This is a genomic window from Pseudonocardia oceani, assembly GCF_019263585.2.
GTDB classification, from domain to species: Bacteria; Actinomycetota; Actinomycetes; order Mycobacteriales; family Pseudonocardiaceae; genus Pseudonocardia; species Pseudonocardia oceani.
Map to the genome: position 1 here is coordinate 2,179,491 of NZ_JADQDF010000001.1, position 26,441 is coordinate 2,205,931.

Consider the following 26,441-nt stretch of genomic DNA (forward strand, 5'->3'; position numbering starts at 1 on the left):
CCTGTGCGCACCGTGACATGTGACATGCCACTCGTCAATCCGTGCGCACGCGTCCATCGGTCCACGCCAGGTCGATCTCCAGCGAACCCGCCGGCTCACCACCCTCCTGGGCGATGAGCAGTTCCGCGGTGTGCAGCACGTGGGCCCGCATCGCGGCGGCCGCACCGTCGGCGTCGGAGGCCTCGATGCGCTCCAGCACCACCAGGTGCTCGGCGACGATCTCGTGCAGCGACCGCGACGACCGCGCCGTCGACACGCCGCGGCGCAGCACCGTGTCGCGCAGCCCGTCGACGTAGTGCGCGAGGCGCGTGTTGCCCGAGGCCTGCAACAGCGCGCGGTGGAAGTGCCGGTCGTGCTCCCACAGGGCGAACTCGTCGTCGGCGTCGGCGGCGCGCTCCATCGCCCGGAAGACCCGCCGCAGCTCCTTGCGCCCGGCCGCGTCGATCAGCTCGCAGGCCCGGCGCGTCGCCGGCACCTCCAGCAGCAGCCGCAGCGCGAAGACCTCCTCGAGGTCGTGCAGCGAGGTCTGCAGGACCCGCACCCCGCGGTTGCGCTCGAACCGCACCATCCCGAGCTGCGCCAGCTTGATCAGCGCCTCCCGGACCGGCGTGCGCGAGACGCCGAGCTGCGTCGCCAGCGCCTGCACCGAGTGCAGCGACCCGGGCGCGAGCTCCCCGGAGATGACGGCGGCGCGCAGCGCACCGAGCACGCGCGCGTCCATCCTGTCGGAGCGGACCTGCTCCACGGCTAGTCCAGGCCCCGGAGCAGCTGCTCGGCGGGCCCGTACATGGCGCGGACGGTCTTGCCGTCGTGGAACTCGCCGATCGCGGTCATCGTCCAGGCGACGCCGGAGCGGCGCAGCACACTCATGATCACGCCGGTGTGCGGCTTCGAGTCGGTCAGCTCGAAGCGGACGAGCTCGGCGCGGGTGTCGAGGTCGATGAGCCGGCAGTACGCCCGGCTCACCTCGGTGAACCGCTGCCCCTGGAAGGAGTTGACGACGAAGACGATCGCCTGCGCGTCGTCCGGGAGCTTCGCGAGGTCGACCTCGATCGTCTCGTCGTCGCCCTCGCCGTGGCCGGTCAGGTTGTCGCCGGAGTGCTCCAGCGCGCCCTTGAACGCGCTCTTGGACATGAACCACACCGAGTCGGTCTTCTTGCCGCGGCTGCCGATGACGATCGCGGAGGCGTCGAGGTCGATGCTGCGCCCGCCCCGCGCCGGGTCCCAGCCCAGGCCCATGGCGACGCGGCGCAGCGGCGGCGCGCCGGTCTTCGTGAGCGACACCGTCTGCCGCTTCGCCAGCGAGACCTTGCCCTTGTCGAGGTTGACGACGGACGGCGCCGCCGGCGCGGGTGCGGCCTGCTGCTCCACGGGCGCCGGCTCGTCGTCGACGGAGATGCCGTAGTCGGTGGCGATGCCGCCCAGCCCGTTCGCGTAGCCCTGCCCGACCGCGCGGACCTTCCACTGCGCACCACGGCGGTAGATCTCGACGCACAGCAGCGCCGTCTCCGCACCGAGGCCCTCGGGGGTGAACGTCGCGACCGGGGTGCCGGCGACGGCCACGTCCATCCGCAGCCCGCCGAGCGCGCCGAACGACGCGGGGCCGCGGCCGTCGAGGCTCGCGGTGACGACCACCGTCTCGATCGCGTCCTCGACCGCTCCCGGGTCGACGTCGACGCCGTCGGGGTCGTAGCGGACGCCCGGCGCCTGCGGCTGGTTGTAGAACACGAAGTCCGCGTCGCCGCGCACCTTGCCGGTCGCCGCGACGAGCAGCGCGGAGATGTCGACGGGGGCGGCGGCCGTGACGCGCACCGAGACGGGACCGGGAGGGAGCGGCGCGTTGGCGCCCTTGGGCAGGGTCTGCACGCCCGCGATCCTGCCAGTCCCGCGCTCAGGCCGGGGAGGAGCGCGCGACGGCGGCCGGGTGCGCGGCCGCCGCCAGCAACCCGCAGCCGACGCCGATCGCGAGCACCGCGAGCCCGCCCGAGGGCCAGTAGACGTGCCCGTGCAGGAAGTTCGCCGCCCCGCCGACCAGGACCACCGCGCCGGGCAGCGCGCCACGCCCGTGTCGGCGCACCAGCACGACCCCGGTGAGAGCCGTGGCCACGAGGAACGCCCACGACCCGACCATCCCGAGGTCGTTGCCCAGCACCCGCAGGTCGAGCGCCTCCTGGCTGCCGCCCTGCGCGCGGTCGACGAGGTACCCGGCGCCGATCCCGGCCAGCACGTCGAGCGCGGTGTAGAAGGCGGCGTAGACGTAGGCGGCCACGCGCGCCGCCCGGGCCAGCGGCCCGCGCTCGCCGCGCAGCAGCACCCACACCGCCACGGCCAGCAGCGGGAACAGCGGCAGCAGGACGACGTGCAGCTGCCACCACAGCGGCGCCGTCGACGGGGCCAGCGCACGGGGGTGGAACAGCCCGGCCGCGGCGACCAGGACCCCGGGGGCGGCGACGGCGGCGACGAGCCCGGCGCGGCCGCGGGTGGTCGGCGCGTCGGTCACGGATCCAGCCTCGCAGACCTCCCCCCACCCCGCGCGGCCGTGCACACCCGCCGGTCGCGGTGCACGGGTCCCGGCGCGTGCACGGCGCGGCACGGTGTGCACCGACCCCGCGCACGCGATCCGTAAGGTGCGGGTCGTGCCCGAACAGGTCTCCGAGACGTTCGATCCCTCCGCGTGGCGTCCGGTGGAGGGGTTCGACTTCGTCGACATCACCTACCACCGCGCCGTCGACACCGGAGCGGTACGCATCGCGTTCGACCGGCCCGAGGTGCGCAACGCGTTCCGCCCCGGCACCGTCGACGAGCTCTACCGCGCCCTCGACCACGCCCGCCAGAGCCCGGATGTCGGCTGCGTGCTGCTCACCGGCAACGGCCCGGCGCCCAAGGACGGGGTGTGGGCGTTCTGCTCGGGCGGTGACCAGCGCATCCGGGGCCGCACCGGCTACCAGTACACGGTGACGGACACGGCCACCGGCCGCGCCGGCGAGACGGCCGACACGGTGCAGGCCGGGCGCGCCGGGCGCCTGCACATCCTCGAGTGCCAGCGGCTGATCCGGTTCATGCCCAAGGTCGTGATCGCGGTCGTCAACGGGTGGGCGGCCGGCGGCGGGCACTCGCTGCACGCGGTGGCCGACCTGACGCTCGCCAGCGCCGAGCACGCCCGCTTCAAGCAGACCGACGCCGACGTCGGCAGCTTCGACGGCGGCTACGGCTCGGCGTACCTGGCCAAGCAGGTGGGGCAGAAGTTCGCCCGCGAGATCTTCTTCCTCGGCCGCACCTACTCCGCCGCCGACGCGCACCGCATGGGCGCGGTCAACGCGGTCGTGCCGCACGCGGAGCTGGAGGCGACGGCGCTGCAGTGGGCGAAGGAGGTCAACGGGAAGTCGCCGACGGCGCAGCGGATGCTCAAGTACGCCTTCAACCTCACCGACGACGGCCTGGTCGGGCAGCAGCTGTTCGCCGGCGAGGCCACCCGCCTGGCCTACATGACCGACGAGGCCGTCGAGGGCCGCGACGCGTTCCTGCAGAAGCGCGACCCCGACTGGGCCGCCTACCCCTGGCACTACTGACCCCCTGGCACTACTGAACGGGCCTCAGGCGATCCCGCGCACCATCCGCCGTCCCGCGCAGCCCAGCCCGTGCCGCTGGTGGGCCGGCTGCCGCCGGACGGTGCTCCGCTGCCCGCCCCGGGCGCCGGCGCGGATCGCCGTACCCACGAGGAGGGCGAGCGGCACGGACAGCGCCATCCACGCCGTCACCCCGACCGCCACCCAGCTCATGATCTCCATGCCTGCTCATCGGGCTCGTGAGCTGCAGTGTTGCGTCTCATCCGCGTGAGCGACCTCCCCGTGTGGGTGATGCCCTCGGCACGGACCGTCACGATCCCGGCCGGACCGGTGCCCCGATGGGCCCCCGGCACGGCGACGGTGTGGACTCGGGGCATGCGGACGCTCGCCCTCGACGGCTCCCCCGGCTCCGTCGACGCCCTGGCCGCGGCGCTCGCGGACGCGCTCGACGGCGGCCCCGCGGTCCTGCCGCACACCGGCACCGCACCCGCCGCGGAGCCCCCGCCCGGCACCGCCGTCGTCATCGCGACCTCGGGGTCCACCGGCGAACCGAAGCTCGTCGCGCTGCCGGCGTCCGCGCTGCGGGCGTCGGCCGCGGCCACCGCCGCGCGCCTGGGCGGAGAGGCGCGGTGGCTGCTCGCGCTGCCGGCCGAGCACGTCGCCGGGGTCCAGGTCGTCGTGCGGGCCCTGCTGGCCGGGGCGCCGCCGGTGGTGCAGGACCTGCGCGGCGGCTTCCGCCCCGACGACTTCGCCGCCGCCACCGCGCGCCTTCCGCCCGGTCCGCGGCACACCAGCCTGGTCCCGACGCAGCTGCTGCGCGTCCTCGACGCCGGTGGCGCCGCGCTCGACGCGCTGTGCGGCTACCGCGCGGTGCTCGTCGGCGGGGCGGCGCTCGACGCCGGCCTGCGCCGCCGCGCGCTCGACGCGGGGGTCGCCGTCGTCACCACCTACGGGATGAGCGAGACGGCGGGCGGCTGCGTCTACGACGGCGTGCCGCTCGACGGCGTCACCGTCGACCTGGAGGACGACGGGCGCATCGTGCTGGGCGGGCCGACGCTCGCCACCGGCTACGTCGGGGGGCCCGCGTTCGGCGGGCGGTTCCGCACCGGCGACCTCGGGCGTCTGCGCGAGGGCCGTCTCGAGGTGCTCGGCCGCGCCGACGACGTGATCGTCACGGGCGGGGAGAAGGTGGCGCCCGCGGCCGTCGAGCAGGTGCTCGCCGCGCAGCCCGGCGTGCGGGACGTGTGCGTCGTGGGGGTGCCCGACCCGCAGTGGGGGCAGGCCGTCGCGGCCGCTGTGGTGGCCGGACCGGACCGCCCCGACGACGACCGGCTCCGCGACGCCGTGCGCACCGCCCTCGGGCGGGCCGCGGTGCCGCGCCGGATCGTCGACGTCCTGGAGATCCCGGTCCGGGGAATCGGCAAGCACGATCGTGCGGCCGTGTCCCTCCTCGTCACGGTGAGGCCGGGGCCCGACCACCCGGGCGGGTGACGGCGGGCGCCATCAGTTCGGTGCGCTCACTCTGAGTTGATTGACCACTACTCCCCCGTCCGGTCTGCTGCGCCATCAGAAGCAACACCAGCACCAGCAGTCACAGAAACCACACGGGGAGTTCTCAGCATGCCGATGAGGTTGCGCACCGCCACCCTGCTGGCCGTCGTCGGCGCCCTCGCGCTCGGCACGGCCGCACCGGCGGCGGCCGCCGAGCCCGTCCCGGCGTCGGTGTGGAGCCCGGACCTGGTCGCCGGCGAGAGCGCGGGCGTGGTCGTCGACGGCGGCGCCGCCCGCCTCGACCACGCCGGCACCCACCTGCTCCCGGCCGACTCCGACGGCGCGCCGGTCCCGACCGGCCTCCTGACGCTGCCGACGCACGCGCTCGAGATGCGCACCGACCGCGTGGAGACCGCCGTCGACGGCGACCTGCCCGCGGGCAGCACCGCCGTCGTCGACGTCCGCGGGCGCCGCGCGTCGGGCGGCTGGACCGAGTGGGTCCCCACGACCGGCAGCACGGCGACCACGGGGACCACGGGGACCACGGGGACCGCGACCCTGCCCGAGCCGACGTCGGAGGTGCAGACCCGCCTCGTGCTCACCGGTGACACCGCCGCCGAGCCCACCGTCCGCGGCGTCACGGTCACCGCGCACCCGGCCGCGGCGCGCACCGAGGCCGTCGTCGAGACCGCCACGCTCAACTACCGCGTCTTCGCCACCCGCGAGGGCCTGGCCGGCGGCACCACCGCCAACGGGCACGTGATCGCCGAGCGCGACCACTTCGTCGCCCTGCCCTCGCGCCGCGCGCTCGCCCCGCGCGGCACGAGCGACTACTCGGTCAAGGTCTGCGCCCCCAACGGCCGCTGCGCGTTCGCACCGGTCTGGGACGTGGGCCCCTGGAACACCCGCGACGACTACTGGAACCCCGCCGACCAGCGCCAGGAGTGGAAGGACCTCCCGCAGGGTGTGCCGCAGGCCCAGGCCGCGCACACCGACGGCTACAACGGCGGCCGCGACCAGTACGGCCGCACCCCCTCCAACCCCGCCGGCATCGACCTCGGCGACGGCCTGTTCTGGGACGCGCTGGGCCTGACCGACAACGCCTGGGTCAGCGTCGACTACCTGTGGACCGGCTCGGTCCGCCTGTCGCTGGTGAGCTCGGAGTCCCCGGTCGACGTGCTCGCGGCGCCCGACGCGGCCGCCGAGGTCGTGGGCGTGGCCGCCGAGCGTGCCGCCGTGCCGGTGGAGTGCTCGACGGTGTCGGGCGCGGACACCTGGCTGCGGATCGGCGCCGACCAGTACATCGGGGCGGGCGACGTCAGCGGCGCCGACGACGTCGCGGCCTGCACCGCCGACACCCCCGCCGCGGCGCCGACGCAGTCCGACGCCGCCGCGGCCACGGACCTCGGGATCACCACTCCCACCGACGCCGCCGCTCCCACCGACGCTCCCGCCCCGGCCCCCGCGATCGTCCCGACCGAGGTCCCCGGTCCGGCGGACGCCCCCGGCCCCACCGACGCCCCCGGCCCGGTCTCCCCCGAGGGCGCCGCCGGCACGACCGAGGGTGCGACGAGTGCGCAGCGCGGCAGCTCGGCCCGCGCGACGGCGGCGCCCACGACCCCGTCGGTCGCCTCCACGACCACCGCCGCCGCCCCCTCCTGACCCGCTCCCCCGTTGCGGGGAGGCCACCTTGCTGACGGTTCCCGTCAGCAAGGTGGCCTTCCTGCAACCCCCGGGCCGGCAGATGGATAGCGTTCCCCCGTGGCCACGCTGAGCGAGTGGGTGCAGGGCGCCCGCCCCCGCACCCTGCCGACCGCCGTCTCCCCGGTCCTGGTCGGCACCGGGGTCGCCGTGGGGGCCGGCACCGTCGCCCCCGGGCGGGCGCTGCTGGCGCTGCTCGTGGCCGTCGCGCTGGTCGTCGGCGTCAACTACGCCAACGACTACTCCGACGGCATCCGCGGCACCGACGACGACCGCGTCGGCCCGCTGCGCCTCGTCGGCTCGAAGCTCGCCGCGGCCACCACCGTCCGCACCGTGGCCTTCGGCTGCTTCGCCGTGGCCGGCCTGGCCGGGCTGACGCTGGTGTCGCTGTCGCGGCAGTGGTGGCTGATCGCGGTCGGCGCGGTGTGCATCGCGGGCGCCTGGTTCTACACCGGCGGCTCCCGCCCCTACGGCTACGCGGGGCTCGGCGAGATCGCCGTGTTCGTGTTCTTCGGGCCGGTCGCCGTGCTCGGCACCGTGCTCACCCAGAGCGGCCCGCCGAACCCGCTCGCCGTCATCGGGGCGGTCGGGGTCGGCCTGCTCGCCTGCGCCGTGCTCGTGGCCAACAACCTGCGCGACATCCCGACCGACACCGTCGCCGGCAAGCGCACGCTGGCCGTCGTGCTGGGCGACACCGACACCCGCCGGCTCTACGTCGCCCTGGTGACGGCCCCGTTCCTGCTCTCCGCGCTGGCCGGGCTGCGGAGCTGGCCGATGCTGCTCGCGCTGCTGGCCCTGCCGCTCGCGGTGGCGCCGGCGCGCCAGGTGCTGGGCGGGGCCGACGGCCGCGCGCTCGTCCGCGTGCTGGGCGCCACCGGGGTGCTGCTGCTCGCGTGGTCGGTGCTGACGGCGGTGGGCGCGGCCGTCACCGCGCTCGTCTGAGCGCCGCCCTACTCCGGCCCCGGCTCCCCGCGCAGGCGCGACCGCAGCGCCTCGCGCTCCACCGACCGCCTGCGCGACGACTCCGCCAGCGCCGCGTCCAGGCGCGAGCGGAGGCCGCGGAACAGCACCATCGACAGCGGCAGCGCGACGATCAGCGCCACGAGCACGGCGACGACGACCGGCACCCCGGCGAGCATCAGCAGCGCGGCGACGAGGGCGACGAGCCCGAGCCGCGCGACCGCGTAGAGCCCGACGGTGGGCAGCAGGCCCGGGGCCGAGGGAGACGTCATGGTTCCAGCGTACGACCCGCTCCAGGAGGTGGACACTCGTCCGTTTCGTCCTTTAGGCGCCCTTTACCTCCGGACAACCGTTCGAGTACCCGGGGTCCCGAGTGTCACGATGGACCAGGACATCCACTTGGAGGCGCACCATGGCAGCACCCACGAGCAGCGACGAGCGGCTCCTCACGCCCGGTGAGGTCGCCGGCCTCTTCCGCGTCGACCCCAAGACGGTCACCCGCTGGGCGTCCGCGGGCCGCATCGGTTCCATCCGCACCCCCGGCGGGCACCGCCGCTTCCGCGAGTCCGAGGTCCGCGGCCTGCTCGCCGACCTCACCAGCGAGGCCACGCTGCCGCCCGCACACGGCTGAGCACGCTCCGCCGCACGGGTTCACCCCGACGCAGCACCACCTCCGCTAACCTCGACGGCGGAGGTGGTGCACATGCTGTTTCTCATCGCGTTCGTCGGCGCGGCGATCATCGCTCTGGTGCTCTGGAAGGCGATGGGCACCGCGAACGGTGACGCGCTCCCCCAGGGCGAGCGTCCCGCTCCCGGCCCGGCCCGGCCGCGCGTGAGCGGCCCGGACGACGATCCCGACTTCCTGCGTCAACTCGACGAGCGCGTCAAGCGCCAGGACGAGCCGCCGGCCGGCTGACCGGCCCCGACGGGGATCCCTAGCCGCCGCTGTGGGCCGACGCGAAGGCGTCGGCCACGGCTGCGGCCAGCTCCAGCAGCGCCAGCCTGGTGGCCGGCTCCAGCCGGTCCAGATCGACCTCCGCCCCCTCCTGCAGGTGCGCGTCGAAGGGGATCCGCACGACCGCCCGGCAGCGGGCGGCGAAGTGCTCCGCCACCCGGTCCAGGTCGACGCCGCCCGACGAGCGGCTCACGTTGTTGACCACGGCCACCGCGTTGCGCACGAGGTCGCCGTGCCCGTGCGCGTCGAGCCAGTCCATCGTGGCCGACGCGCTGCGCGCCCCGTCGATCGAGCTCGACGACACGATGATCAGCTGGTCGGCCACGCCGAGCACGCCGTACATGGCCGAGTGCATGAGTCCGGTGCCGCAGTCGGTGAGCACGATGTTGTAGAAGTGCTCCAGCAGGTTGACCGTGCGCCGGTAGTCGTCCTCGCTGAACGCCTCCGACACCGCCGGGTCCTGCTCGCTGGCCAGCACCTCGAGCCGTGATGCGCCCTGCGAGGTGTAGGCCCGCACGTCGGTGTAGCGGCGGACGCGCTGGGCGTCGCGCAGCAGGTTGCGCACGGTGGCGCTGGTCTCCAGCGGGATCTTCTGGCTCAGCGTGCCGCGGTCGGGGTTGGCGTCGACGGCCACCACCCGGTCGCCGCGCAGCGACGCGAACGTGGCGCCCAGCGTGGCCGTCATCGTGGTCTTGCCGACGCCGCCCTTGAGGCTGAGCACGCCGATCTTGTAGCAGCCCAGCAGCGGCTGGTTGATGCGCACGGTGAGCTCGCGGCGCCGCACGTCGGCCGGGCTCTCCCCCGGGTTGAGCAGGCGCCCGGACAGCACGTAGACCAGCCGGCGCCAGCCCGACTGCGGCGGTCGCTTGGTCGGGCGCAGCAGCCGCGCCGACGACAGGTCGGGCTGGCCGGGGTTGCGCGCCTGCTGCGCCTCCTGGGCGGCGACGGCTCCCGGGTCCGTCCAGCGCGGGGCCCCGCGGGGCGGCGTGCGCGGGCCGGGGTCGGCGGGCGCGGACCCGTTGCCCGACGGCGCGGGCGCAGGGGCGGACGGCACCGATCCGGACGGGCCGGTGCCGTACGGGGGGCGCGGCGGGCGCGGGGGCGACTGGCCCGCCGCGCGCTCCGGGGCGGCGTCACGGGGGCGCGGGTCGGCCGGGCGCAGGTCGGGCACGTCGGGCGCGCGGCGCGGCGGGGCGTCGGTGGGGGCCGCCGGGGCGCGGTGCGCGGCGGCGCGGCCCCGCTCGGCCCACGCGTCGACGTCGTCGTGCCCGCTCAGCTCGTCGAGCCGGGGCGCGGCAGAAGGAGGCGCGGCGGGCCGCAGCGGCAGCGAGGAGTCACCGGCGGGCACCTCCCCACCGGGCTCCGGTGCCGGCTCCTCCGCGGGATCCGGCTGCCGCACGGGCGCCACGTAGGGCCGGGTCTTGCGCGGGGTCGGGGCGGCGCCCCACTGCTCGCGGACATAGCGGCCCACCGAGCCGTCGGGGTAGTCCCCGTCGCCCTCGGAATCACGCTCCGTCATCAACGCTTCCCGTCGAACCCGTCGTACCTACCGTTGGACCCTGTCACGGACGCCGACGGTAGTCGCGTCCTCGCCCGTGGTCGAGGCGCGTACGGGTGGCCCTCGCCTCGTACCGCCCGCTCAGCCCAGACCCGCGTAGGAGTGCAGGCCCGCGACCACCATGTTGATGAAGAACAGGTTGAACAGCACGGTCGCGAACCCGGCCACGTTGATCCAGGCCGCGCCGGCCGCGCGCCACCCGGCGGTGGCCCGGGCGTGCAGGTAGGCCGCGTAGACGACCCACGAGACGAACGCGACGGTCTCTTTGGGGTCCCAGCCCCAGAACCGGCCCCAGGCCGCCTCGGCCCAGATCGCGCCCGCGATGACCGCGAACGTGAACAGCGGGAAGGCGATGATCGTGGTGCGGTAGGCGAGCCGGTCGAGCACGTCCGAGGACGGCAGCCGCTCGGCCAGGCGCTCGGGCAGCCGGCCCGAGCCGCGCAGCAGGAACAGGATGCTCGCGACGCCCGGCACGAGCAGCAGCCCCGACGAGATGGTGATCGTCGTGACGTGGATGACCAGCCAGTAGGACTGCAGCGCGGGCACGACGGGCGCGGCCTGCGCGTAGAGCACGGTGCCCGCCAGGAACAGCAGGACGACGACGGGCAGCAGCACGAACGGCCCGACGGCGCGCGTCACGGGCGAGCGGCGCAGCATCACCAGCCAGCCGACGACCGCGGCGAGGCAGATCGCCGAGGTGAACTCGTACATGTTGCCCAGCGGCCAGCGCTCGGCCGCGACGCCGCGCGTGACGATCGAACCGAGGTGCAGCAGTGCGCCCAGCACCGTGAGCGAGACGGCCATGCGGGCGAAGCGCTCGCCGCGGGGGCGGGCCTCCTCGACCGGGCGCCCGTCGCCGTCCGGGCCGCCGGCGCCGACCAGCGCGGGCTTCGCCGACCGGGCGGCCGCGAACTCGGCGGCGTGCAGCACCATCGCCAGCACGTACACGCCGACGGCGGCCATGAACAGTCGGTCGCTGTAGAGGGCGAGCATCAGGCGTCCTTCTCCACTTCGGTTCGCAGCAGGTCCGCCCGAAGGCGGTCGAACTCCTCGCCGTACCCGGCGCGGTCGGTGCGGGCGAGCCCACCGAGCTCCACCACGGTACGACCGGGCGCCCCGGACGGGCTGAGCCTGGCCCAGAAGCGGCGGCGCCGCACCCCGAGCGAGGCCGCGAGGCCGATCAGCATGGTGACGGCGAAGACCAGCACCCAGACCTGGCCCGGGTCGTGGCTGATCTGCAGGTTGACCCACTTGCGCACGCCGTCGAAGCGCACGGTCGTGCCGTCGTCGAGGGTGAGGCTCTGGCCGGGCACGAGGTTCTCGCGCGCCACGCGCACCAGCTCGCCCGACTCCACCTGGCCCTGGTCGACCTCGAAGATCGACTGCCCGCGGCCGTCGTCGAGGCCGAGGTCGCCGCGCAGCACGTCGACCGCGACCTCCGGGTCGCGCAGGTCGGGGAACACCGACGTGACGACGTCCCCGCCCGACGTGGTGGGCGCGAGCAGCCCGGTGATCGCGAGCTGGCCGGTGCGCCGCTGCTCGTCGTCGGTGACTCCGGGCGGCTCGAACTTCGTGGCGCCCTCCGACAGCAGCGTGGCCTGGTCGACCGGGCGCCACTGGACGTCGCCGGTGCGGGAGTCCCCGTTGGGGAAGGTCACGGTGAAGACCGGCGCGTAGCCGTTGCCCAGCAGGTAGACGCGCGCGCCGTCGGTGCGCAACGGGTTGTTGACCGACAGCGGGAACGAGCGCCACGCGTCGGCGGAGCCGGAGGCGAGGTCGTCGCCGGTCTGGTAGCCCAGCGCGGCGTCGTAGCGGTCGGGCTGGCCGGTGGGCAGGTAGGAGGCGGTGAAGTCGTCGACGCGGATGCAGAACGGCGCGAGGTCGGTGCCGTCGACGAGCGTGCCGGCGCGGAACGAGTCGTAGCCCAGGATCCCGGTGTTGCAGAACTCGCCGCCGCCCGCGGGCACGATGACCTGGCCCTCGTAGCCGAACAGCTTGCCGGCCGCGAACCCGATCAGCAGCCCCACCAGCGACAGGTGGAACACCAGGTTGCCGACCTCGCGGGAGTAGCCCTTCTCGGCGGAGAAGGTGCGCCGCCCGTCCTCCTCGCGCTCGGCGACCCGCCAGCCGCGCAGCCCGGCGCGCACGCGGCCGGCCGCGGCGTCGAGGTCGGCGTCGAGCGCGCCCTCGCCGTGGTGGGGCAGGCGGGCGAGGTTGCGCGGGACGGCGACGGGCTTGGCGCGCAGCGCCGTGAGGTCGTCGACCGTGCGGGGCAGCACGCAGCCGATCAGCGAGATCATCAGCAGCAGGTAGATCGCGGCGAACCACGGGGCGGCGAACACGTCGAACGCGGACACGCGGTCGAGCAGCGGGGCCAGCGTCGGGTGGTCGGCGAAGTACTGGTCGACCAGGCGCTGGTTGAGCGAGCGCTGGGGCAGCAGGGCGCCGGGCAGGGCGGCGAGCGCGAGCAGGAACAGCAGCACCAGCGCGGTGCGCATCGAGGTGAGCGCGCGCCAGCCGTTGCGCAGCACGAGCCAGCCCGGGGGCGGCGTGCGCGGCGGCGGGGTGGCGCGGACGGGCGCGTCGGTGACCACTCAGATCACCGGGGTGAAGCCGGCGACGGACACCTGGAGCTGCGCGAGCAGCCCGCCCCAGAGCCCGGACAGGAGCAGGAGGCCGACGGCCACCATCAGCACGCCGCCCCCGATCTGGATGGAGCGGGTGTGGCGGCGCAGCCAGCCCAGCGCGGTGACGGCGCGCGAGGCCCCCAGCGCGATGACGACGAACGGCAACCCGAGTCCGGCGCAGTAGGCGAGCGTGAGGACGACGCCGCGCAGCGAGCCGCCGCCGGTGCCCGCCGCGACCGCGACGACCCCGGCCAGCGTCGGGCCGATGCAGGGCACCCAGCCGAGACCGAACACCGCGCCCAGCAGCGGGGCGCCCCACAGCCCGGTGCGCGGCACCCAGTGCACCCGCCGCTCGTTCTGCAGCACCGGGATCAGCCCGACGAACGCCAGCCCCATCGCGATCATGACGACGCCGCCCGCGCGCTGCAGCAGCGCCTCGTTGGCGACGAGCGTGTCGGCGAGCCAGACGACGCCGGTGAGGATCGCGCCGAAGACCACGGTGAATCCGAGCACGAACAGCCCCGCCGCACCCGCGACGCGCCACTTCCCGCTGCGCCGCTGCCGCGCCTGCTCCGCCGTGGCGGGCGGGGCCTCGGCGCCGACCAGGCCGGCGAGGTAGGCGAGGTAGCCCGGGACCAGCGGCACGACGCACGGCGACGCGAAGCTCACGGCGCCCGCCAGCACGGCCACGGCTGCCGCTACCAGCAGCGGGCCGGAGACCGCGAGGGTGGTCGAGGGATCCATCGGGCACCAGGGTAGGCCGGTGCACCCCACCCCCGCGCGCCGGGTTCTACGTCGTGTAGTGGACCGCGTCGCAGGTGGGGTCAGGCGGCGGGCTCGGCCACGAGCCGCTCGACGACCGGGATCAGCTCCGGGATCCGGATCTGCGTCAGGTACACCGCCGCGACCCGGTGCTGCTTGTCGAGCACGAGCGTCGACGGCGTCGTGTTGCGCGGGTACCCCGACAGCTGCGCGAGCGTGCGCGCCGGGCTGTCGTAGATCGAGTCGAAGGTCAGGCCGCGGTCGCGGACGAAGTCGGCGGCGGCGTCGCGGGAGTCGCGGACGTCGAGCCCGAGCACCGACACACCCTCGACGGTGTCCTGCACGAACTGCAGGTCCGGCATCTCCTCGCGGCACGGCCCGCACCACGATCCCCACACGTTGAGGACGACGACCTGGCCCGCGTAGTCGTCGAGCCCGATCGTCCGCCCCGGGTCGAGCAGGCTCTCGCCCTCGATGCCGCGGACGCTGCCGCGGTCGGCGGGCGGGTCGTAGAGGATCGTCGTCTGCCCGCCGGGGGCGACGAACGTGAACTCGCCGTCGTTCGCCACGGCGTCCCGGCTGGTGGAGCAGCCGCCCAGCGCCAGCCCCAGCACCGCGACGACGGCGAGCGCGAGCCTCCTCATGCGCCGGTCTTCCGCGGGTCGCTCGGGCCGGCGGGCTCGGAGTAGCGCAGCTGCGTCAGCTCGGCGCCGTCGAACACCAGCGTCGTGAGCGAGGCGAGCCCGCACTGGCGGCGGCGCGGGTCGTGCCACAGCCGCTGCCCGGTGACGAACCGGCGCAGCGTCCAGATCGGCAGCTGGTGCGACACGCACAGCACCTCGCGGCCGGGCGCGAGCTCCCGCGCGCGGTGCACCGCGCCGAGCATCCGGTGCGCGATCTGCAGGTACGGCTCGCCCCACGACGGCGTGAACGGGTCGCGCAGCTTGGGCCAGTGCCGCGGCTCGCGCAGAGCGCCGTCGCCGACCGCGACCTTGAGGCCCTCGAACTGGTTGCCCGCCTCGAGCAGCCCCTCGTCGGTGCCGATCTCCAGGCCGTGCGCGGCGGCGATCGGCGCGGCGGTCTCCTGCGCGCGCTGCAGCGGGGAGGCGACGACGGCGGCCAGGTCGGCCCCGGCGAGCGCCTCGGCCACGACCCGGGCCTGCCGGCGCCCGGTGTCCGAGAGCCGGAAGCCGGGGATGCGGCCGTAGAGGATGCCGTCGGGGTTGTGGACCTCGCCGTGGCGCAGGACGTGGACGACCGTGCGCGGAGGGGTCACTGCGCGGCCTCGGCGGGCGAGGTCGCGGTGGAGGCGGCCTGCGCGGCGGCCGGCAGCGCGGCCTCGATCCTCTCCCAGCACTCGTCGTCGAGGGCGGCGGAGACGAACCAGGCCTCGAACGCGCTGGGCGGCGGGTACACCCCGGCGTCGAGCAGGGCGTGGAAGAAGGCGGGGAACCGCCAGGTCGCGGCGGCCTGTGCGCCGGCGTAGTCGTGCACCTCGTCCGCGGAGAAGAACACCGAGAGCATCGAGCCCGCGTACTGCACGCGGTGCGGCACGCTCGCGGCCGACAGGGCGTCGCCGAGCAGGGTGCCCAGGCGCTGCGCGTTGGCGTCCAGGGCGGCGTAGACGGCGGCGTCGGCGGTGCGCAGCGTGGCGAGCCCGGCGGCGACGGCGACGGGGTTCCCCGAGAGCGTGCCCGCCTGGTAGACCGGCCCGGCCGGGGCGAGGTGGGCCATGAGCTCGGCCGACCCGCCGAAGGCCGCGGCGGGCAGCCCGCCGGACATGACCTTGCCGAACGTGTAGAGGTCGCCCGCCACCCCGTCGAGGCCGTACCAGCCCGACGGCGAGACGCGGAAGCCCGTCATCACCTCGTCGACGACGAGCAGCGCGCCGTGCGCGTGGCAGACGTCGCGCAGGCCGGCGTTGAAGCCCTCGACCGGCGCGACCGCGCCCATGTTGCCCGCGGCCGCCTCGGTGATGACGCACGCGATCTCGTCGCCGCGCTCGGCGAACACCGCGCGCACGGCCTCGAGGTCGTTGTAGGGCAGGACGACGGTGTCGGCGGCCTGCGCACCGGTGACGCCCGGGCTCGTCGGCAGCCCCAGCGTCGCGACGCCCGAGCCGGCCTGGGCCAGCAGCGCGTCGACGTGGCCGTGGTAGCAGCCGGCGAACTTGACGATGACCTTGCGCCCGGTGATGCCGCGGGCCAGCCGGATGGCGCTCATCGTCGCCTCGGTGCCGGAGTTGACCAGCCGCACCTGCTCCACCGGCCCGACCCGGCCGATGATCGCCTCGGCGAGCTCGATCTCCGCGGGCGTCGGCGCGCCGAACGACAGGCCCTGGCCGGCGGCGCTGCGCACGGCGTCGACGACGGCGGGGTGCGCGTGCCCGAGGATCATCGGGCCCCACGAGCAGATGAGGTCGACGTAGCGGTTGTCGTCGGCGTCGGTGAGCCAGGGCCCCCGCGCCGACGTCATGAACCGCGGCGTGCCCCCGACCGAGGTGAACGCGCGGACCGGGGAGTTGACCCCGCCCGGGATCACGGTCGAGGCGCGGGCGAACAGGTCCTGGGACGACGTCGTGCGTGAGGCCACGGCCGCCAGTCTCACATCCGGCCGGCGGGGCCGCGCGAGGGCCTCAGCGGCGGGGCGCGGAGAACCAGGCGTTGGACGCGGGCAGGAAGAGGATCACGACGCCGAGCACGGCGAGCAGCACCGGCAGCAGCAGGATCCCCGCGCCGGCCGGGTCGGCCGCGCCGCCGGTGAACGCCGCGAACAGCAGGAACAGGCTGAACCCGACCGTCATGACGGTGACGAGGATGCGCGCCCAGTTGCGCCCGGTGAAGGCGACCACGGCGAACACGATGTAGATCAGCGACAGCCCGACGAAGATGCCACCGAACACCCGCACGAACGAGAGCAGCGTCTCCACCGTCACACCGGCGGCGGCGAGGTCGGGGTTGTCGAGCACCTCGGGCGGGATCGTCGCGGAGTCGAGCGGGACCGCGAGCACGATGGCGCCGAAGACGAGGAACGGCAGCGCCGCGAGGATCTGCAGCACGAGGCCGAGCACGAGGATCCCCGGGCGGCGCGCGGGCGCCGAGCCCCGGTCGTCGAGCCCGGCCGGGTAGCCGCCGTAGGGCGACTGGCCGTACGGGGTCTGGCCGTAGGGGTTGTACGGGTAGCCCTGCTGCCCCTGCTGGCCCGGGTACGGCTGTCCCGGCTGCTGTCCCGGCTGGCCCTGCCCCGGGTAGGGCTGCCCGGCCGGGGCCTGGCCCTCGGGGTACGGGTACTGCACGCCGCCGTAACCGGTGCCGTAGGCCTGCTGGCCCGGCTGCTGCCCGGCACCCGGGCCCTTGTCCAGGTTCGGCCGGTCGTCCGGTTCGGGGTAGCTCACGGCGCCACCGTAGATCCCGGCCCGGAGCGTGTCCACGGGGCCTGCCGGGCCGGGATCTCCGGTGGTCACCGACGGTTGTGGATGTCCTCCGACATGCGCACGACCGCGTAGTAGAACTCGAGCGACACGCGCAGGAGAGCGATCGTGAACAGCGCGAAGATGGCGCCGAAGATCAGGATGCCGATGCCGGCGGCGGCGCCGAGCGCACTGAAGCCGACCACCACGTACCCGAGCCAGCCGAGCACGATCAGCACGGTGCCGATGATGTAGAGGATCCGGATCAGGCCGGGCGTCGCGAAGCTGTCGAACGTGAAGTCGAACAGCGCCGAGAAGAAGCTCTTCTGCGCGGGCGAGCCGGACGGACCGCCGGGGCCGGGGGGCGGCCCCCATCCGGCGGGCGGTTGCTGGCCGTAGCCACCGCCGGGGGGCGGCGGGTAGGGGGGCTGTTGCCCGCCCTGCCACCCCTGGCCTCCGGGCTGACCGCCTGCGGGGTCGTAGCTCATCGTTCTCCTCGGTGCGCTGGCTCGGCGCTTCGCAAAGCCCCGGGTGATCACTGGCGGCGGCAGCCTACCCCGATGACCGCCGGTCAGGGCCCGATCGACGCTCAGCCGCGACCGAGTCGCAACGCCACCTCGGTGGCCCAGTAGGTGAGGACGACGTCGGCACCCGCCCGGCGGATCGCGGTGAGCGTCTCGGTGATCGTGCGGTCGCGGTCGAGCCACCCGTTCGCGGCGGCCGCCTCCACCATCGCGTACTCCCCCGACACCTGGTACGCCGCGACCGGCACGTCGGCGATCTCGGCCACCGCGCGCAGCACGTCGAGGTAGGACATCGCCGGCTTGACCATCACCATGTCCGCGCCCTCCTCGAGGTCGAGCGCGAGCTCGCGCAGCGCCTCGCGGACGTTGCCCGGGTCCTGCTGGTAGGTCTTGCGGTCGCCGCGCAGCTGCGAGTCGACGGCCTCGCGGAACGGGCCGTAGAACGCCGAGGCGTACTTGGCGGTGTAGGCGAGGATGCCGGTGTCGGCGTGCCCGGCCGCGTCGAGCGCGTCGCGCAGGACGCCGACCTGGCCGTCCATCATGCCGCTGGGGCCGAGCAGGTGGGCCCCGGCGTCGGCCTGCGCCACCGCCATCTGCGCGTAGACGGCGAGGGTGGCGTCGTTGTCGACCCCGCCGTCGGCGTCGAGGACGCCGCAGTGGCCATGGTCGGTGAACTCGTCGAGGCAGGTGTCGGCCATGAGCACCGATGCGTCCCCGATCTCGGCGCGGACGTCGCGCAGGGCCGCGTTGAGCACGCCGTCCGGGTCGACGCCCGCGGTGCCGGTGGCGTCGCGCACGGCGGGGACGCCGAACAGCATCAGCCCCCCGACGCCCGCCTCGACGGCCTCGACGCACGCCTTGCGCAGGGAGTCGCGGGTGTGCTGCACGACCCCGGGCATCGACGCGATCGGCACCGGCTCGCCGATCCCCTCCCGCACGAACAGCGGCAGGACCAGGTGCCGGGGCCGCAGGTCGGTCTCGGAGACGAGCCGCCGCAGGGCCGGGGTGGAGCGCAGGCGGCGGGGGCGGTGGGAGGGGAACGCCATGGGGCCAGCCTACGACCGGCCGCCGCACCCTTCCCGAACGGCAGGAAAGCCACGTTCCTGCAACGTGGTTGCGTGAACGTGGCTTTCCTGCAAGTCGGGCGGGACCTGCTAGCGCCGCCGCGCCTTCGCCTTGCGCGGGGGCGGGAGGGCCCCCTCCGCCCGCAGCCGGGCCGCGTGCGCGGCCAGGGCGTCGACCAGGGCCGGCACCCGCGCCTCGTCCGGCTGCACGTCGACCCGCAGGCCGAACTCGCGGGCCGTCTCGGCCGTCTGCGGACCGATGCACGCGACGATGGTGCGGGCGTGCGGCTTGCCCGCGATCCCGACCAGGTTGCGCACCGTCGACGAGCTCGTGAAGCAGACGGCGTCGAACCCGCCGGTCTTGATCGCCTCACGGATCGGCGCGGGCGGCGGTGCCGCCCGGACGGTGCGGTACGCCGTGACGTCGTCGATCTCCCAGCCGCGGTCGCGCAGACCGGCGGCGAGGGTCTCGGTGGCGATGTCGGCGCGCGGGAGCAGGACCCGGTCGACCGGGTCGAGCACGTCGTCGTAGGGCGGGAAGATCCCGAGCAGTCCCTCGGAGCTGGACTCCTGCGACTCCTCGATGTCGGGCACCAGCTCGGGCACGATGCCGAAGCCGCGCACCTTCTCCGCGGTGGCCGTGCCGACGCAGGCGATCTTGACGCCGGAGAACGCGCGGGCGTCGAGGCCGAACTCGGCGAACTTCTCCCACACGGCCTTGACGGCGTTGGTGGAGGTGAAGACGACCCACTGGTAGCGGCCGTCGACCAGGCCCTTGACGGCCCGCTCCATCTGCGTGGGCGACCGCGGCGGCTCGACGGCGATCGTCGGGACCTCCTCGGCAGAGGCGCCGTGCACGGCGAGGCGGTCGCTCATCGCGCCGGCCTGGTCCTTCGTGCGCGGCACGAGGACGCGCCACCCGTAGAGCGCGCGCGACTCCCACCAGGAGAGCTCGGCGCGCAGGCCGACCTCGTCGCCGACGGTGACGACGAGCGGACCCTCGAGGTCCGACGCGTCGGCCGCGAGCGTGGCCAGCGTGCCCTGCACGGTCCGCTGAGTGGTCTGCGACCCGCTCGAGGTGACCGCGACGGGCGTCTGCGCGGCGAGGCCGTGCTCGGTGAGCCCGCTCGCGATCTCCGCGAGGTGCGTCGGGCCGGCGTGCAGCACGAGGACCCCGGGCGCCACGGCGAGCCTGGCCCAGTCGACGCCCGCGCGGACGTCGGCCTCGATGTGCGCGGAGCCCAGCGGCACGCCCGCGTACGCCGGCACCGCGGTGCCCGAGGGCACCCCGGGGACGACGTCGAACGCCACCTCGGCGCCGGACACCGCGATGGCCTCGGCCACCACGGCGTCGACCGTCAGCGGGTCCCCGCTGACCAGCCGCGTCACGGTGCGCCCGGCGCGGGCCTCGGCGACCAGGTCGCGCGCGACGTCGGCGGGCTGGCCCACGGCCGGCCGCACCTCGGCCCCCTCGGCGACGAGGGCGAGGATCGCCTCCGGCACGTCCGGGTCGGTGATGATCAGCGGCGCGGACGCGATGGCGTCCCGCGCACGCACGGTGAGCAGGCCGGGATCGCCGGGGCCGCTGCCCACGAAGGCGACCCGTCCGGTGGAAGGTGCTCGGTTCATCTGTTCTCTGAACTCCCGGTCAGCGGTTTCCCAGGGACAGCGAGCTGCCCCCCAAGTCGAGGAGCTCCGCGGCGAGTGCCGCTCCGAGCTTCTCGGCGACGTCCATGTCTCCGGTGATCGAGGCGCGGATGAGCGCCCCGTCCTCGGTGCCCACCACGGCGCGTAGTGAGATGCGGTCCAACACGTTGCCGTCGTCGTCGAGGTCGGACACGACGTCGGCGAGCGCCCCCACGGGCGCACTGCACCCTGCTTCGAGCGCCGCCAACACCGCCCGCTCCGCGGAGACGGCGGCCCGGGTGAACGGGTCGTCGAGCGCGGAGGCGAGGGTGTCGGACAGCGCGGTGTCGTCGGCCAGGCACTCGACGGCGAGCGCCCCCTGCGCGGGGGCCGACACCATCTGCACCGGGTCGAGCAGCTCGGAGGCCTCGTCGGCCCGGCCGAGCCTGCGCAGCCCGGCCGCCGCCACGACGACGGCGTCGAGCTCGCCGGAGCGCACCTTGCCGATGCGCGTGTCGACGTTGCCGCGGATGGCCACGACCTCCAGGCCGAGCCCCAGCGCGGCGAGCTGCGCGGCGCGCCGCGGCGACCCCGTGCCCACGCGGGCCCCGGACGGCAGTTCGCCCAGCACCAGCCCGTCGCGGGCCACCAGTGCGTCGCGGGGGTCCTCCCGCGGCGGCACGGCGGCGAGCACGAGCCGGCGGTCCGGCGCGGTGGGCAGGTCCTTGTAGGAGTGCACCGCCACGTCGACCCGGCCGTCGACCAGCGCCTCGCGCAGCGACGACACGAACACCCCGACGCCCAGCTCCGCGACGGGCGCGGAGGAGCGGTCGCCGGGCGAGCTGATCTCGACGAGCTCGCAGGTGTGGCCCTTCGCCCGCAGACGGTCCGCGACGTGCCCGGACTGGGCGACGGCGAGCGCGCTGGGGCGGGTGCCGATCCTGATGGTGCGCGGTTCCGGGGTCATCGGCGCTCCTCCGAACGGGCTTCGAGCGCGGCCAGCACGTCGCCGCTGCGGGCGACCGCGACGGCCGCGGGCGTCTGCGGGTCGAGCTCGAACAGCTCGCGCAGCGCCTCGGCGTAGCTCGTGCCGTCGGGCCCCTCGGCGAGCCGCTTGATCTGGACGGTCGGTGTGTGCAGCAGCTTGTCGACGACGCGGCGCACGCTGCGGTCGAACTCCTCGCGCACGCGGTCGTCGAGGTCGGGCAGCTTCGCGTCGAGGCGCAGCAGCTCGGCGTCGATCACCTCGGACGCGCGGCGGCGCAGCGCGGTGACGGTCGGTGTGACCGCCGCGGAGCGCTGCGCGGCCAGGTAGGCCTGCGCCTCGGCCGCGACGAGCTCCTGCGCGGCGGCGACGGCGGCGCCCCGCTCGCCGGTGGACAGGCGCGCCTGCAGCGCGATCAGGTCGACGACGGTGACGCCGGGCAGCGCGGCCACGCCGGCGTCGACGTCGCGGGGCAGGCCCAGGTCGCACACCGCGAGCGGGCGCCCGGGACGTCCGGCGACGGCCGCGGCCACCACCGAGCGCTCGACGACCGTGCCGATCGCGCCGGTGCAGGCCAGCAGCAGGTCGGCGTCGGCCAGCGCCTGCGGCAGCGCGTCGAGGGTGCCGGCGCGGGCGGGCGTGCCGTGCTCGGCGCTGGTGGCGGCGAGGCGCTCGGCCCGCTCGACCGACCGGTTCAGCACGACGATCTCGGCGGCCCCGGCGCGGCGCAGGTGGGCCGCGGCGAGCGCGCCCATCGCCCCGGCGCCGACGAGGACCGCGCGGCGGCCGGTGAGGTCGCCGCCGAGCGCGGTGGCCGCGTCGGACAGGGCCTCGGAGACCACGGAGGCGCCCGCGGTGTCGATGCCGGTGCGGGCGTGGACGCGCTTGCCGACGCGCAGCGACTGCTGCGCGAGCTCGTGCAGCGCGCGCCCGACGGTGCCCGTCTCGTCGGCGGTGGCGTAGGCGGCGCGGAGCTGGCCGAGGATCTGGGCCTCGCCGACGACCATCGAGTCGAGCCCGGCCGACACCGCGAACAGGTGCTGCACGGCCGACCCGGCGTAGTGCACGTAGACGTGCTCGGTGAGCTCGGCCAGCGGCATCCCGGAGTGCCGCGAGAGCACCGCCGAGACGTCGGCCAGGCCGCCGTGGAAGGCGTCGACGACCGCGTAGACCTCGATGCGGTTGCAGGTCGAGAGCATCATGACCTCGGAGACGTGCTCGGCGTGCACCATCTCGTCGAGGAGCTTGGGGACGTCGGGCGCGGACACGGCGGCCCGCTCCAGCACCTCGACCGGCGCGCTGCGGTGCGACAGCCCGACCACCAGCACACTCATGCCCGTCCCTCCGACGTCGTCGTCCCGTCCACCAGGGGGAACGTGCGCACGCCCGAGGCGTGCCCGTTGCGGGTGCGACCATTCCCACCCGTGCCGTTCGCCGCACTCCCGTTCGACGCGGACGCATGCCCGGCGACGTGGCGGCGGGCGACGTGGAACGCCAGGACCTGCAGTTCGACGGCCAGGTCGACCTTGCGGACCTCCACCTCGTCGGGCACCTGCAGGACGACGGGGGCGAAGTTGAGGATGCAGCGCACGCCGGACCCGACGAGCAGGTCGCACACGCCCTGGGCGGCCGGCCCGGGGGTGGCGATCATGCCGATCGTGACGCCCTGCGCCGCGCAGACCTCGGGGATCGCGCTCACGTGCTCGACGACGATGCCGTTGATGTGGATGCCGACCAGGTCGGGGTCGACGTCGAACAGCGCGGCGACGGGGAACCCGCGGCCGCCGAAGCCGTTGTAGCCCGCGAGGGCGTGACCGAGGTTGCCCACGCCCACCAGCGCGACGGCCTGGCGGTGGTTGAGCCCGAGCACGCGCTCCAGCTGGTGCAGCAGCGCCCGGACCTCGTAGCCGACGCCGCGGATGCCGTAGGACCCGATGTAGGACAGGTCCTTGCGCAGCTTCGCCGGGTTGACACCGGTGACGGCGGCGAGCTCGTCGCTCGATACGGTCTCCGTGCCCTGCTCCGCGAGCTCGCCGAGCATGCGCAGGTACAGGGCGAGCCGGGCGACGCTGGCCTCCGGTATGGTCCGCGACCCGGCTCCACCGTCGGAGTCGGCCTGCGGCGGCACGGTCACGGGCGGATGCTCCTCGGGGCTGTTGCGGGTGGACTGCTCGTCGGGACCCGCGGACCGGATCACCCGGGGGGTCTTGACGGCGACTGGACAACACGGTAGCCGCTTGTGAAGACCCGCACAAAGTTGCGATCTTGAACTCCGCCGTGCTCACGACGACCCGTCCGGGCGACGACCGGCCGTCGCGCCGCAGGCCCCGCTCGTCGGTCACCGGCAGGTCGGAGGGGCCGTCCGGGTCCGGGACGTGACGCCGTTCACCGCAGAGCTCCCGGGTCACCGCGTGTCCGGGACGACACACACCGCAGGGGCGGTCCCGGAGTACCGGGACCGCCCCTGCGGTGTGCTGCGAGCCGGGATCAGCTGGCGGGCATCAGAACGGTGTCGATGACGAACACGGTGGCGTTCGCGGTCGGCACGTTGCCGCACAGGTTGGTGGCGGCGGTGCCGTTGCCACCGTCGAACGTGGGGGCATCGGCGGTGCCACCGATGGTGACGGTGCCACCCGAGAGGACGTCGACCGAACCGGCCTCGACCAGGCCGGCGGCGTCGTAGCGGGTGGAGGAGACGTGGCCCTGGAGGATCGGGGCCAGCTGGTCGGGGTTGGCGACCAGGGTCTCGACGGTGCCGGCGGGCAGCGCCTCGAACGCACCGTTGAACGGCGCGAAGACGGTGAGGGCCTCCGCGGAGTTCAGGGTGTCGGCCAGGCCATCGACGGCGCCGACGGCGGTGACCAGGGTGGACAGCAGCGGGTTGTTCGACGCGGCGGTGGCCACCGGGTCGTCGATCATGCCCTGGGCGGAACCCTCACCCTCGGTGGGGACCTGGTCGCAGGCCGGGCCGAAGATGTCGTCGATCGTGGTGACGCCGTCGCTGGCCGCCTCGGTGGTGGCAGCGGCGGAGGGCGCCGACGAGGCGGGGGCCTCGGCGGAAGGGGTCTCGGAGCTGCTGCACGCGCCCAGCGCCACGGTCAGGGCGGCCATGGCGCCGACGGCGGCCAGTCGCTGGATCTTTCGCACGGTGTGTCCTCCTCGAGCTCGACCCGGTCTGTCCGAGTCGCTACATCAGAACCTTCGGCATCGATCCAAAGGCGGTTCACTCACGGAAATAACGGTTCGGCAACGGCCTGGACCGGATCCGCGGGAAGTTCGCGTGTCTGCACCAGCGAGCGCCCGTTCGGAGTACGAACTGCGCCTCAACGGCCTAGGAAACGGTGAAGATAGTGCTGGGCCAACCGGTGGCGCCATCCGGGATGGGCATGGCGCGCTGCTCCGGTTGTGTGACGCCGTTCGCATCGGTCGCGCGGCTGGTCACGGTGTGGCTGCCGGCGTCGAGCGGGAACTCCGCGCGCCACATGCGCCACGTGCGCGGGTTGACCTCGTCGGCCAGCTCGGCCTCCTGCCACGCCCCGCCGTCGACCCGCACCTCCACCTTGCTGACGCCGATCGGCTGCGACCACGCGATCCCCGCGACGGACACGGTGCCGGCGGGCACGCTCTGGAACGGTGCGGGCGAGTCGATCCGCGACTGCGTCTTGATCGGCGCGAACTTGCCCCAGCCGCGCTGCAGCCAGTAGCCCTGCGCGGCGTCGAACGTCGTGAGCTCGATGTCGGCGAGCCACTTGGTGGCCGACAGGAACCCGTAGAGACCGGGCACGACCAGGCGCACCGGGAAGCCGTGCTCCTGCGGCAGCGCCTCGCCGTTCATGCCGATAGCGATCAGCGCGCCGCGGCCGGGCTCCATGACGACGTCGGTGGGCGAGCCGGCGGTCCAGGCGTCGAGGCTGGTGCTGTAGAGCTGGTCGGCGCCGGGCCGGATCCCCGCCTCGAGCAGGATGTCGCGGAGCTCGACGCCGATGAAGTTCGCGGTGGAGATGTAGGGGCCGCCGACCTCGTTCGACACGCACGTCATCGTGAGCGTGCGCTCCACGAGCGGGCGGTTCATCAGGTCGTCGAACCGCAGTACGATCTCGTCGTCGACCATGCCGTGGATCCGGCACGACCAGTCGGCCGCGGTCTGCGACGGGAGCTGCAGCGCGGTGTCGACGCGGTAGAAGTCGGCGTTCGACGTGACGAACGGGATCGAGCCGGACTCGGGGAACGACGCGGTCGCGGGGATCGGCGGGGCGGTCTCGGTGAGCACGGCCCGCGCCAGCCGCGCGGTGACCTCGGCGCGGGAGTCGGCGACGCCGTTGCCCAGATACTGACCGCCGGCGCCCGCGGCGAGCGCGCCGAGGCCGACCGCGGCGGACGAACCCACGAGCACCCCGCGCCGCGAGACCTCCGGGCCGCCCGACGGCGCCGGCGCGGAGGCGCGCAGCGCGACAAGGTGCAGCAACCGGAAGGCCGCGACGCCCGCGACGAGCGAGGCGAGCGGCGCGAGCAGCCCCAGCGGGGCGAACGACGGCGCGAAGAACACCGCGAGGAACCCCAGCACGCCCATCCCGACGACGACCGCGGTGCCGACGGCCGGCGAGCGGCGCGACAGCAGCCCGCCGACGGCGGCGAGCACGAGGATGACGACGGCCATGCCGCCGAGCAGCACCGGCTTGTCGGCCGTGCCGAACGTGGTCTTGGCGAACTCGGTGAGCACCTGCGGCGAGAAGCGGATGACGGTGTCGCCGACGGCCAGGAACGGCGACGACGACGGCCCGACGAACGCGGCGACGAGGTGCCCGACGCCCAGCGCGAACCCGACGGCCAGGACGCCGGTCAGCGCGGCGACCCCCCGGGGGATTGTCGCGGACGGTCGTGGCTCGTGGGACTGCTCGGGTGCTGCCGCGGTGGTGCTCACAGCCGAGGGTTCGCCCCCCGGGCGCCCCGCGGTTCATCCACGGGGTCGATCGTCACCGTTCGGTGACGATCGCCTTCCGCAGACGCGGCTCCTCGACGCGCCAGAACCCGTGCTCGCGGCCGTCGACGAGGATGACGGGCACGCGGTCGCCGTACTCGGCGCGCAGCTCCGGGTCGGTGTCGACGTCGACGGCCTCCCAGCCGACCGCCAGCTCGCCGCAGATCCGGGCGACGTCCGCCTCCGCCGTGACGCAGGTGGAGCAGCCGGTGCGGGTGTAGACGGTCACCCTGCT

Annotated in this window: 28 protein-coding genes; 6 read left to right on the plus strand and 22 right to left on the minus strand. The window is 74.8% G+C overall.

All coding sequences use genetic code 11. The features are described from left to right. Positions 1-34 precede the first annotated feature (34 nt). From I4I82_RS10795 to I4I82_RS10805, 3 genes are read right to left on the minus strand one after another with little or no spacing between them, the layout of a single operon-like run. On the minus strand, positions 35-745 hold the full coding sequence (locus I4I82_RS10795) for a GntR family transcriptional regulator (protein ID WP_218592619.1): 711 nt from the start codon (positions 743-745) through the stop codon (positions 35-37). A gap of 2 nt (positions 746-747) precedes the next feature. Then, complete coding sequence (locus I4I82_RS10800) at positions 748-1,866, minus strand: TerD family protein (protein ID WP_218592620.1); 1,119 nt, start codon at positions 1,864-1,866, stop codon at positions 748-750. Positions 1,867-1,891: 25 nt separating this feature from the next. Continuing rightward, positions 1,892-2,500 (minus strand): hypothetical protein, encoded by a 609-nt coding sequence (locus I4I82_RS10805; protein WP_218592621.1) that lies wholly within the window; start codon positions 2,498-2,500, stop codon positions 1,892-1,894. Positions 2,501-2,636: 136 nt separating this feature from the next. Between I4I82_RS10805 and I4I82_RS10810 the strand changes: the two genes are divergently transcribed. Continuing rightward, entirely contained in the window at positions 2,637-3,569 is a 933-nt protein-coding gene (locus I4I82_RS10810; RefSeq protein WP_218592622.1) for a 1,4-dihydroxy-2-naphthoyl-CoA synthase, read from the plus strand. 24 nt (positions 3,570-3,593) lie between these two features. Here the strand turns inward: I4I82_RS10810 and I4I82_RS10815 are convergent, their stop codons facing one another. After that, on the minus strand, positions 3,594-3,788 hold the full coding sequence (locus I4I82_RS10815) for a hypothetical protein (RefSeq protein WP_218592623.1): 195 nt from the start codon (positions 3,786-3,788) through the stop codon (positions 3,594-3,596). 153 nt (positions 3,789-3,941) lie between these two features. On the opposite strand from I4I82_RS10815, the gene menE reads away from it, so the two are divergent. The 3 genes from menE to I4I82_RS10830 all read left to right on the plus strand — a co-directional run bounded on the left by menE (position 3,942) and on the right by I4I82_RS10830 (position 7,700). Next, positions 3,942-5,057: an o-succinylbenzoate--CoA ligase gene (gene menE, locus I4I82_RS10820; protein WP_218592624.1), complete on the plus strand. Its 1,116-nt coding sequence runs from the start codon at positions 3,942-3,944 to the stop codon at positions 5,055-5,057. Positions 5,058-5,186: 129 nt separating this feature from the next. Further along, positions 5,187-6,719 carry a DUF8814 domain-containing protein gene (locus I4I82_RS10825; protein ID WP_218595672.1) on the plus strand — a complete coding sequence of 511 codons (1,533 nt, stop codon included), beginning with the start codon at positions 5,187-5,189 and terminating at the stop codon, positions 6,717-6,719. A gap of 99 nt (positions 6,720-6,818) precedes the next feature. Beyond that, positions 6,819-7,700, plus strand: coding sequence for a 1,4-dihydroxy-2-naphthoate polyprenyltransferase (locus I4I82_RS10830; protein WP_218595673.1), 882 nt, complete (start codon positions 6,819-6,821; stop codon positions 7,698-7,700). Positions 7,701-7,708: 8 nt separating this feature from the next. Here the strand turns inward: I4I82_RS10830 and I4I82_RS10835 are convergent, their stop codons facing one another. After that, positions 7,709-7,990, minus strand: a complete 282-nt coding sequence (locus I4I82_RS10835; RefSeq protein WP_218594687.1) for a DUF4229 domain-containing protein — start codon at positions 7,988-7,990, stop codon at positions 7,709-7,711. Positions 7,991-8,130: 140 nt separating this feature from the next. Here I4I82_RS10835 and I4I82_RS10840 point away from each other — a divergent pair, with 140 nt between their 5' ends. Beyond that, a complete protein-coding gene (locus tag I4I82_RS10840) occupies positions 8,131-8,349 on the plus strand; it encodes a BldC family transcriptional regulator (RefSeq protein ID WP_218594688.1) in 219 nt (72 codons plus the stop codon). Between the two features lie 72 nt (positions 8,350-8,421). Further along, positions 8,422-8,634, plus strand: a complete 213-nt coding sequence (locus tag I4I82_RS10845; protein WP_218594689.1) for a hypothetical protein — start codon at positions 8,422-8,424, stop codon at positions 8,632-8,634. A 19-nt stretch (positions 8,635-8,653) separates the two neighbouring features. Here I4I82_RS10845 and I4I82_RS10850 read toward each other — a convergent pair whose 3' ends face one another. From I4I82_RS10850 to I4I82_RS10930, 17 genes are all read right to left on the minus strand, one after another. Further along, the gene (locus I4I82_RS10850) at positions 8,654-10,192 is read right to left on the minus strand and encodes a MinD/ParA family ATP-binding protein (RefSeq protein WP_218595674.1); all 1,539 of its coding nucleotides are present in this window, start codon (positions 10,190-10,192) and stop codon (positions 8,654-8,656) included. Positions 10,193-10,312: 120 nt separating this feature from the next. Further along, a complete protein-coding gene (ccsB, locus tag I4I82_RS10855; protein ID WP_218593590.1) occupies positions 10,313-11,224 on the minus strand; it encodes a c-type cytochrome biogenesis protein CcsB in 912 nt (303 codons plus the stop codon). Next, positions 11,224-12,729: a cytochrome c biogenesis protein ResB gene (gene resB, locus I4I82_RS10860; RefSeq protein ID WP_218593597.1), complete on the minus strand. Its 1,506-nt coding sequence runs from the start codon at positions 12,727-12,729 to the stop codon at positions 11,224-11,226. The genes ccsB and resB overlap by 1 nt, the downstream gene beginning before the upstream one ends. A 96-nt stretch (positions 12,730-12,825) precedes the next feature. After that, positions 12,826-13,602, minus strand: coding sequence for a cytochrome c biogenesis CcdA family protein (locus tag I4I82_RS10865; RefSeq protein ID WP_218593591.1), 777 nt, complete (start codon positions 13,600-13,602; stop codon positions 12,826-12,828). 80 nt (positions 13,603-13,682) lie between these two features. Next, positions 13,683-14,264 carry a TlpA family protein disulfide reductase gene (locus I4I82_RS10870; protein WP_218593592.1) on the minus strand — a complete coding sequence of 194 codons (582 nt, stop codon included), beginning with the start codon at positions 14,262-14,264 and terminating at the stop codon, positions 13,683-13,685. Next, positions 14,261-14,896, minus strand: coding sequence for a histidine phosphatase family protein (locus I4I82_RS10875; RefSeq protein ID WP_218593593.1), 636 nt, complete (start codon positions 14,894-14,896; stop codon positions 14,261-14,263). Before I4I82_RS10875 ends, I4I82_RS10870 begins: the two co-directional genes overlap by 4 nt. After that, complete coding sequence (hemL, locus tag I4I82_RS10880) at positions 14,893-16,212, minus strand: glutamate-1-semialdehyde 2,1-aminomutase (protein ID WP_218593594.1); 1,320 nt, start codon at positions 16,210-16,212, stop codon at positions 14,893-14,895. Before hemL ends, I4I82_RS10875 begins: the two co-directional genes overlap by 4 nt. Positions 16,213-16,255: 43 nt before the next feature. After that, entirely contained in the window at positions 16,256-17,014 is a 759-nt protein-coding gene (locus I4I82_RS10885; RefSeq protein ID WP_218593595.1) for a hypothetical protein, read from the minus strand. 65 nt (positions 17,015-17,079) lie between these two features. After that, the gene (locus tag I4I82_RS10890; protein ID WP_218595675.1) at positions 17,080-17,517 is read right to left on the minus strand and encodes a DUF4282 domain-containing protein; all 438 of its coding nucleotides are present in this window, start codon (positions 17,515-17,517) and stop codon (positions 17,080-17,082) included. A gap of 101 nt (positions 17,518-17,618) precedes the next feature. Beyond that, positions 17,619-18,599, minus strand: a complete 981-nt coding sequence (gene hemB, locus I4I82_RS10895; RefSeq protein WP_218595676.1) for a porphobilinogen synthase — start codon at positions 18,597-18,599, stop codon at positions 17,619-17,621. A 108-nt stretch (positions 18,600-18,707) separates the two neighbouring features. Next, positions 18,708-20,246: a bifunctional uroporphyrinogen-III C-methyltransferase/uroporphyrinogen-III synthase gene (locus tag I4I82_RS10900; protein ID WP_218592935.1), complete on the minus strand. Its 1,539-nt coding sequence runs from the start codon at positions 20,244-20,246 to the stop codon at positions 18,708-18,710. A gap of 19 nt (positions 20,247-20,265) precedes the next feature. Continuing rightward, positions 20,266-21,210 (minus strand): hydroxymethylbilane synthase, encoded by a 945-nt coding sequence (hemC, locus tag I4I82_RS10905; RefSeq protein WP_218592934.1) that lies wholly within the window; start codon positions 21,208-21,210, stop codon positions 20,266-20,268. Next, complete coding sequence (locus I4I82_RS10910; RefSeq protein WP_218592933.1) at positions 21,207-22,562, minus strand: glutamyl-tRNA reductase; 1,356 nt, start codon at positions 22,560-22,562, stop codon at positions 21,207-21,209. Before I4I82_RS10910 ends, hemC begins: the two co-directional genes overlap by 4 nt. Continuing rightward, complete coding sequence (locus tag I4I82_RS10915; RefSeq protein ID WP_226369985.1) at positions 22,559-23,362, minus strand: redox-sensing transcriptional repressor Rex; 804 nt, start codon at positions 23,360-23,362, stop codon at positions 22,559-22,561. Before I4I82_RS10915 ends, I4I82_RS10910 begins: the two co-directional genes overlap by 4 nt. 353 nt (positions 23,363-23,715) lie before the next feature. After that, positions 23,716-24,375 carry a fasciclin domain-containing protein gene (locus I4I82_RS10920; RefSeq protein ID WP_218592931.1) on the minus strand — a complete coding sequence of 220 codons (660 nt, stop codon included), beginning with the start codon at positions 24,373-24,375 and terminating at the stop codon, positions 23,716-23,718. A 184-nt stretch (positions 24,376-24,559) separates the two neighbouring features. Further along, positions 24,560-26,149, minus strand: coding sequence for a molybdopterin-dependent oxidoreductase (locus I4I82_RS10925; protein WP_372451499.1), 1,590 nt, complete (start codon positions 26,147-26,149; stop codon positions 24,560-24,562). Positions 26,150-26,201: 52 nt separating this feature from the next. Further along, positions 26,202-26,435: a glutaredoxin family protein gene (locus I4I82_RS10930; protein ID WP_218592930.1), complete on the minus strand. Its 234-nt coding sequence runs from the start codon at positions 26,433-26,435 to the stop codon at positions 26,202-26,204. Positions 26,436-26,441 lie beyond the last annotated feature (6 nt).

Excerpts from the sequence above, each read along its gene's own strand:
- resB (WP_218593597.1), bottom strand. The coding sequence starts at position 12,729 with ATGCGCACCGCGCTGGTGCTGCTGTTCCTGCTCGCGCTCGCCGCCCTG.
- I4I82_RS10845 (WP_218594689.1), top strand. The coding sequence starts at position 8,422 with ATGCTGTTTCTCATCGCGTTCGTCGGCGCGGCGATCATCGCTCTGGTG.
- I4I82_RS10850 (WP_218595674.1), bottom strand. The coding sequence starts at position 10,192 with ATGACGGAGCGTGATTCCGAGGGCGACGGGGACTACCCCGACGGCTCG.
- I4I82_RS10890 (WP_218595675.1), bottom strand. The coding sequence starts at position 17,517 with ATGAGCTACGACCCCGCAGGCGGTCAGCCCGGAGGCCAGGGGTGGCAG.
- I4I82_RS10865 (WP_218593591.1), bottom strand. The coding sequence starts at position 13,602 with ATGGATCCCTCGACCACCCTCGCGGTCTCCGGCCCGCTGCTGGTAGCG.
- hemB (WP_218595676.1), bottom strand. The coding sequence starts at position 18,599 with ATGGCGTTCCCCTCCCACCGCCCCCGCCGCCTGCGCTCCACCCCGGCC.
- I4I82_RS10835 (WP_218594687.1), bottom strand. The coding sequence starts at position 7,990 with ATGACGTCTCCCTCGGCCCCGGGCCTGCTGCCCACCGTCGGGCTCTAC.
- menE (WP_218592624.1), top strand. The coding sequence starts at position 3,942 with ATGCGGACGCTCGCCCTCGACGGCTCCCCCGGCTCCGTCGACGCCCTG.
- I4I82_RS10910 (WP_218592933.1), bottom strand. The coding sequence starts at position 22,562 with ATGAGTGTGCTGGTGGTCGGGCTGTCGCACCGCAGCGCGCCGGTCGAG.
- I4I82_RS10815 (WP_218592623.1), bottom strand. The coding sequence starts at position 3,788 with ATGGAGATCATGAGCTGGGTGGCGGTCGGGGTGACGGCGTGGATGGCG.
- I4I82_RS10825 (WP_218595672.1), top strand. The coding sequence starts at position 5,187 with ATGCCGATGAGGTTGCGCACCGCCACCCTGCTGGCCGTCGTCGGCGCC.
- ccsB (WP_218593590.1), bottom strand. The coding sequence starts at position 11,224 with ATGCTCGCCCTCTACAGCGACCGACTGTTCATGGCCGCCGTCGGCGTG.
- I4I82_RS10870 (WP_218593592.1), bottom strand. The coding sequence starts at position 14,264 with ATGAGGAGGCTCGCGCTCGCCGTCGTCGCGGTGCTGGGGCTGGCGCTG.
- hemC (WP_218592934.1), bottom strand. The coding sequence starts at position 21,210 with ATGACCCCGGAACCGCGCACCATCAGGATCGGCACCCGCCCCAGCGCG.
- I4I82_RS10840 (WP_218594688.1), top strand. The coding sequence starts at position 8,131 with ATGGCAGCACCCACGAGCAGCGACGAGCGGCTCCTCACGCCCGGTGAG.
- I4I82_RS10900 (WP_218592935.1), bottom strand. The coding sequence starts at position 20,246 with ATGAACCGAGCACCTTCCACCGGACGGGTCGCCTTCGTGGGCAGCGGC.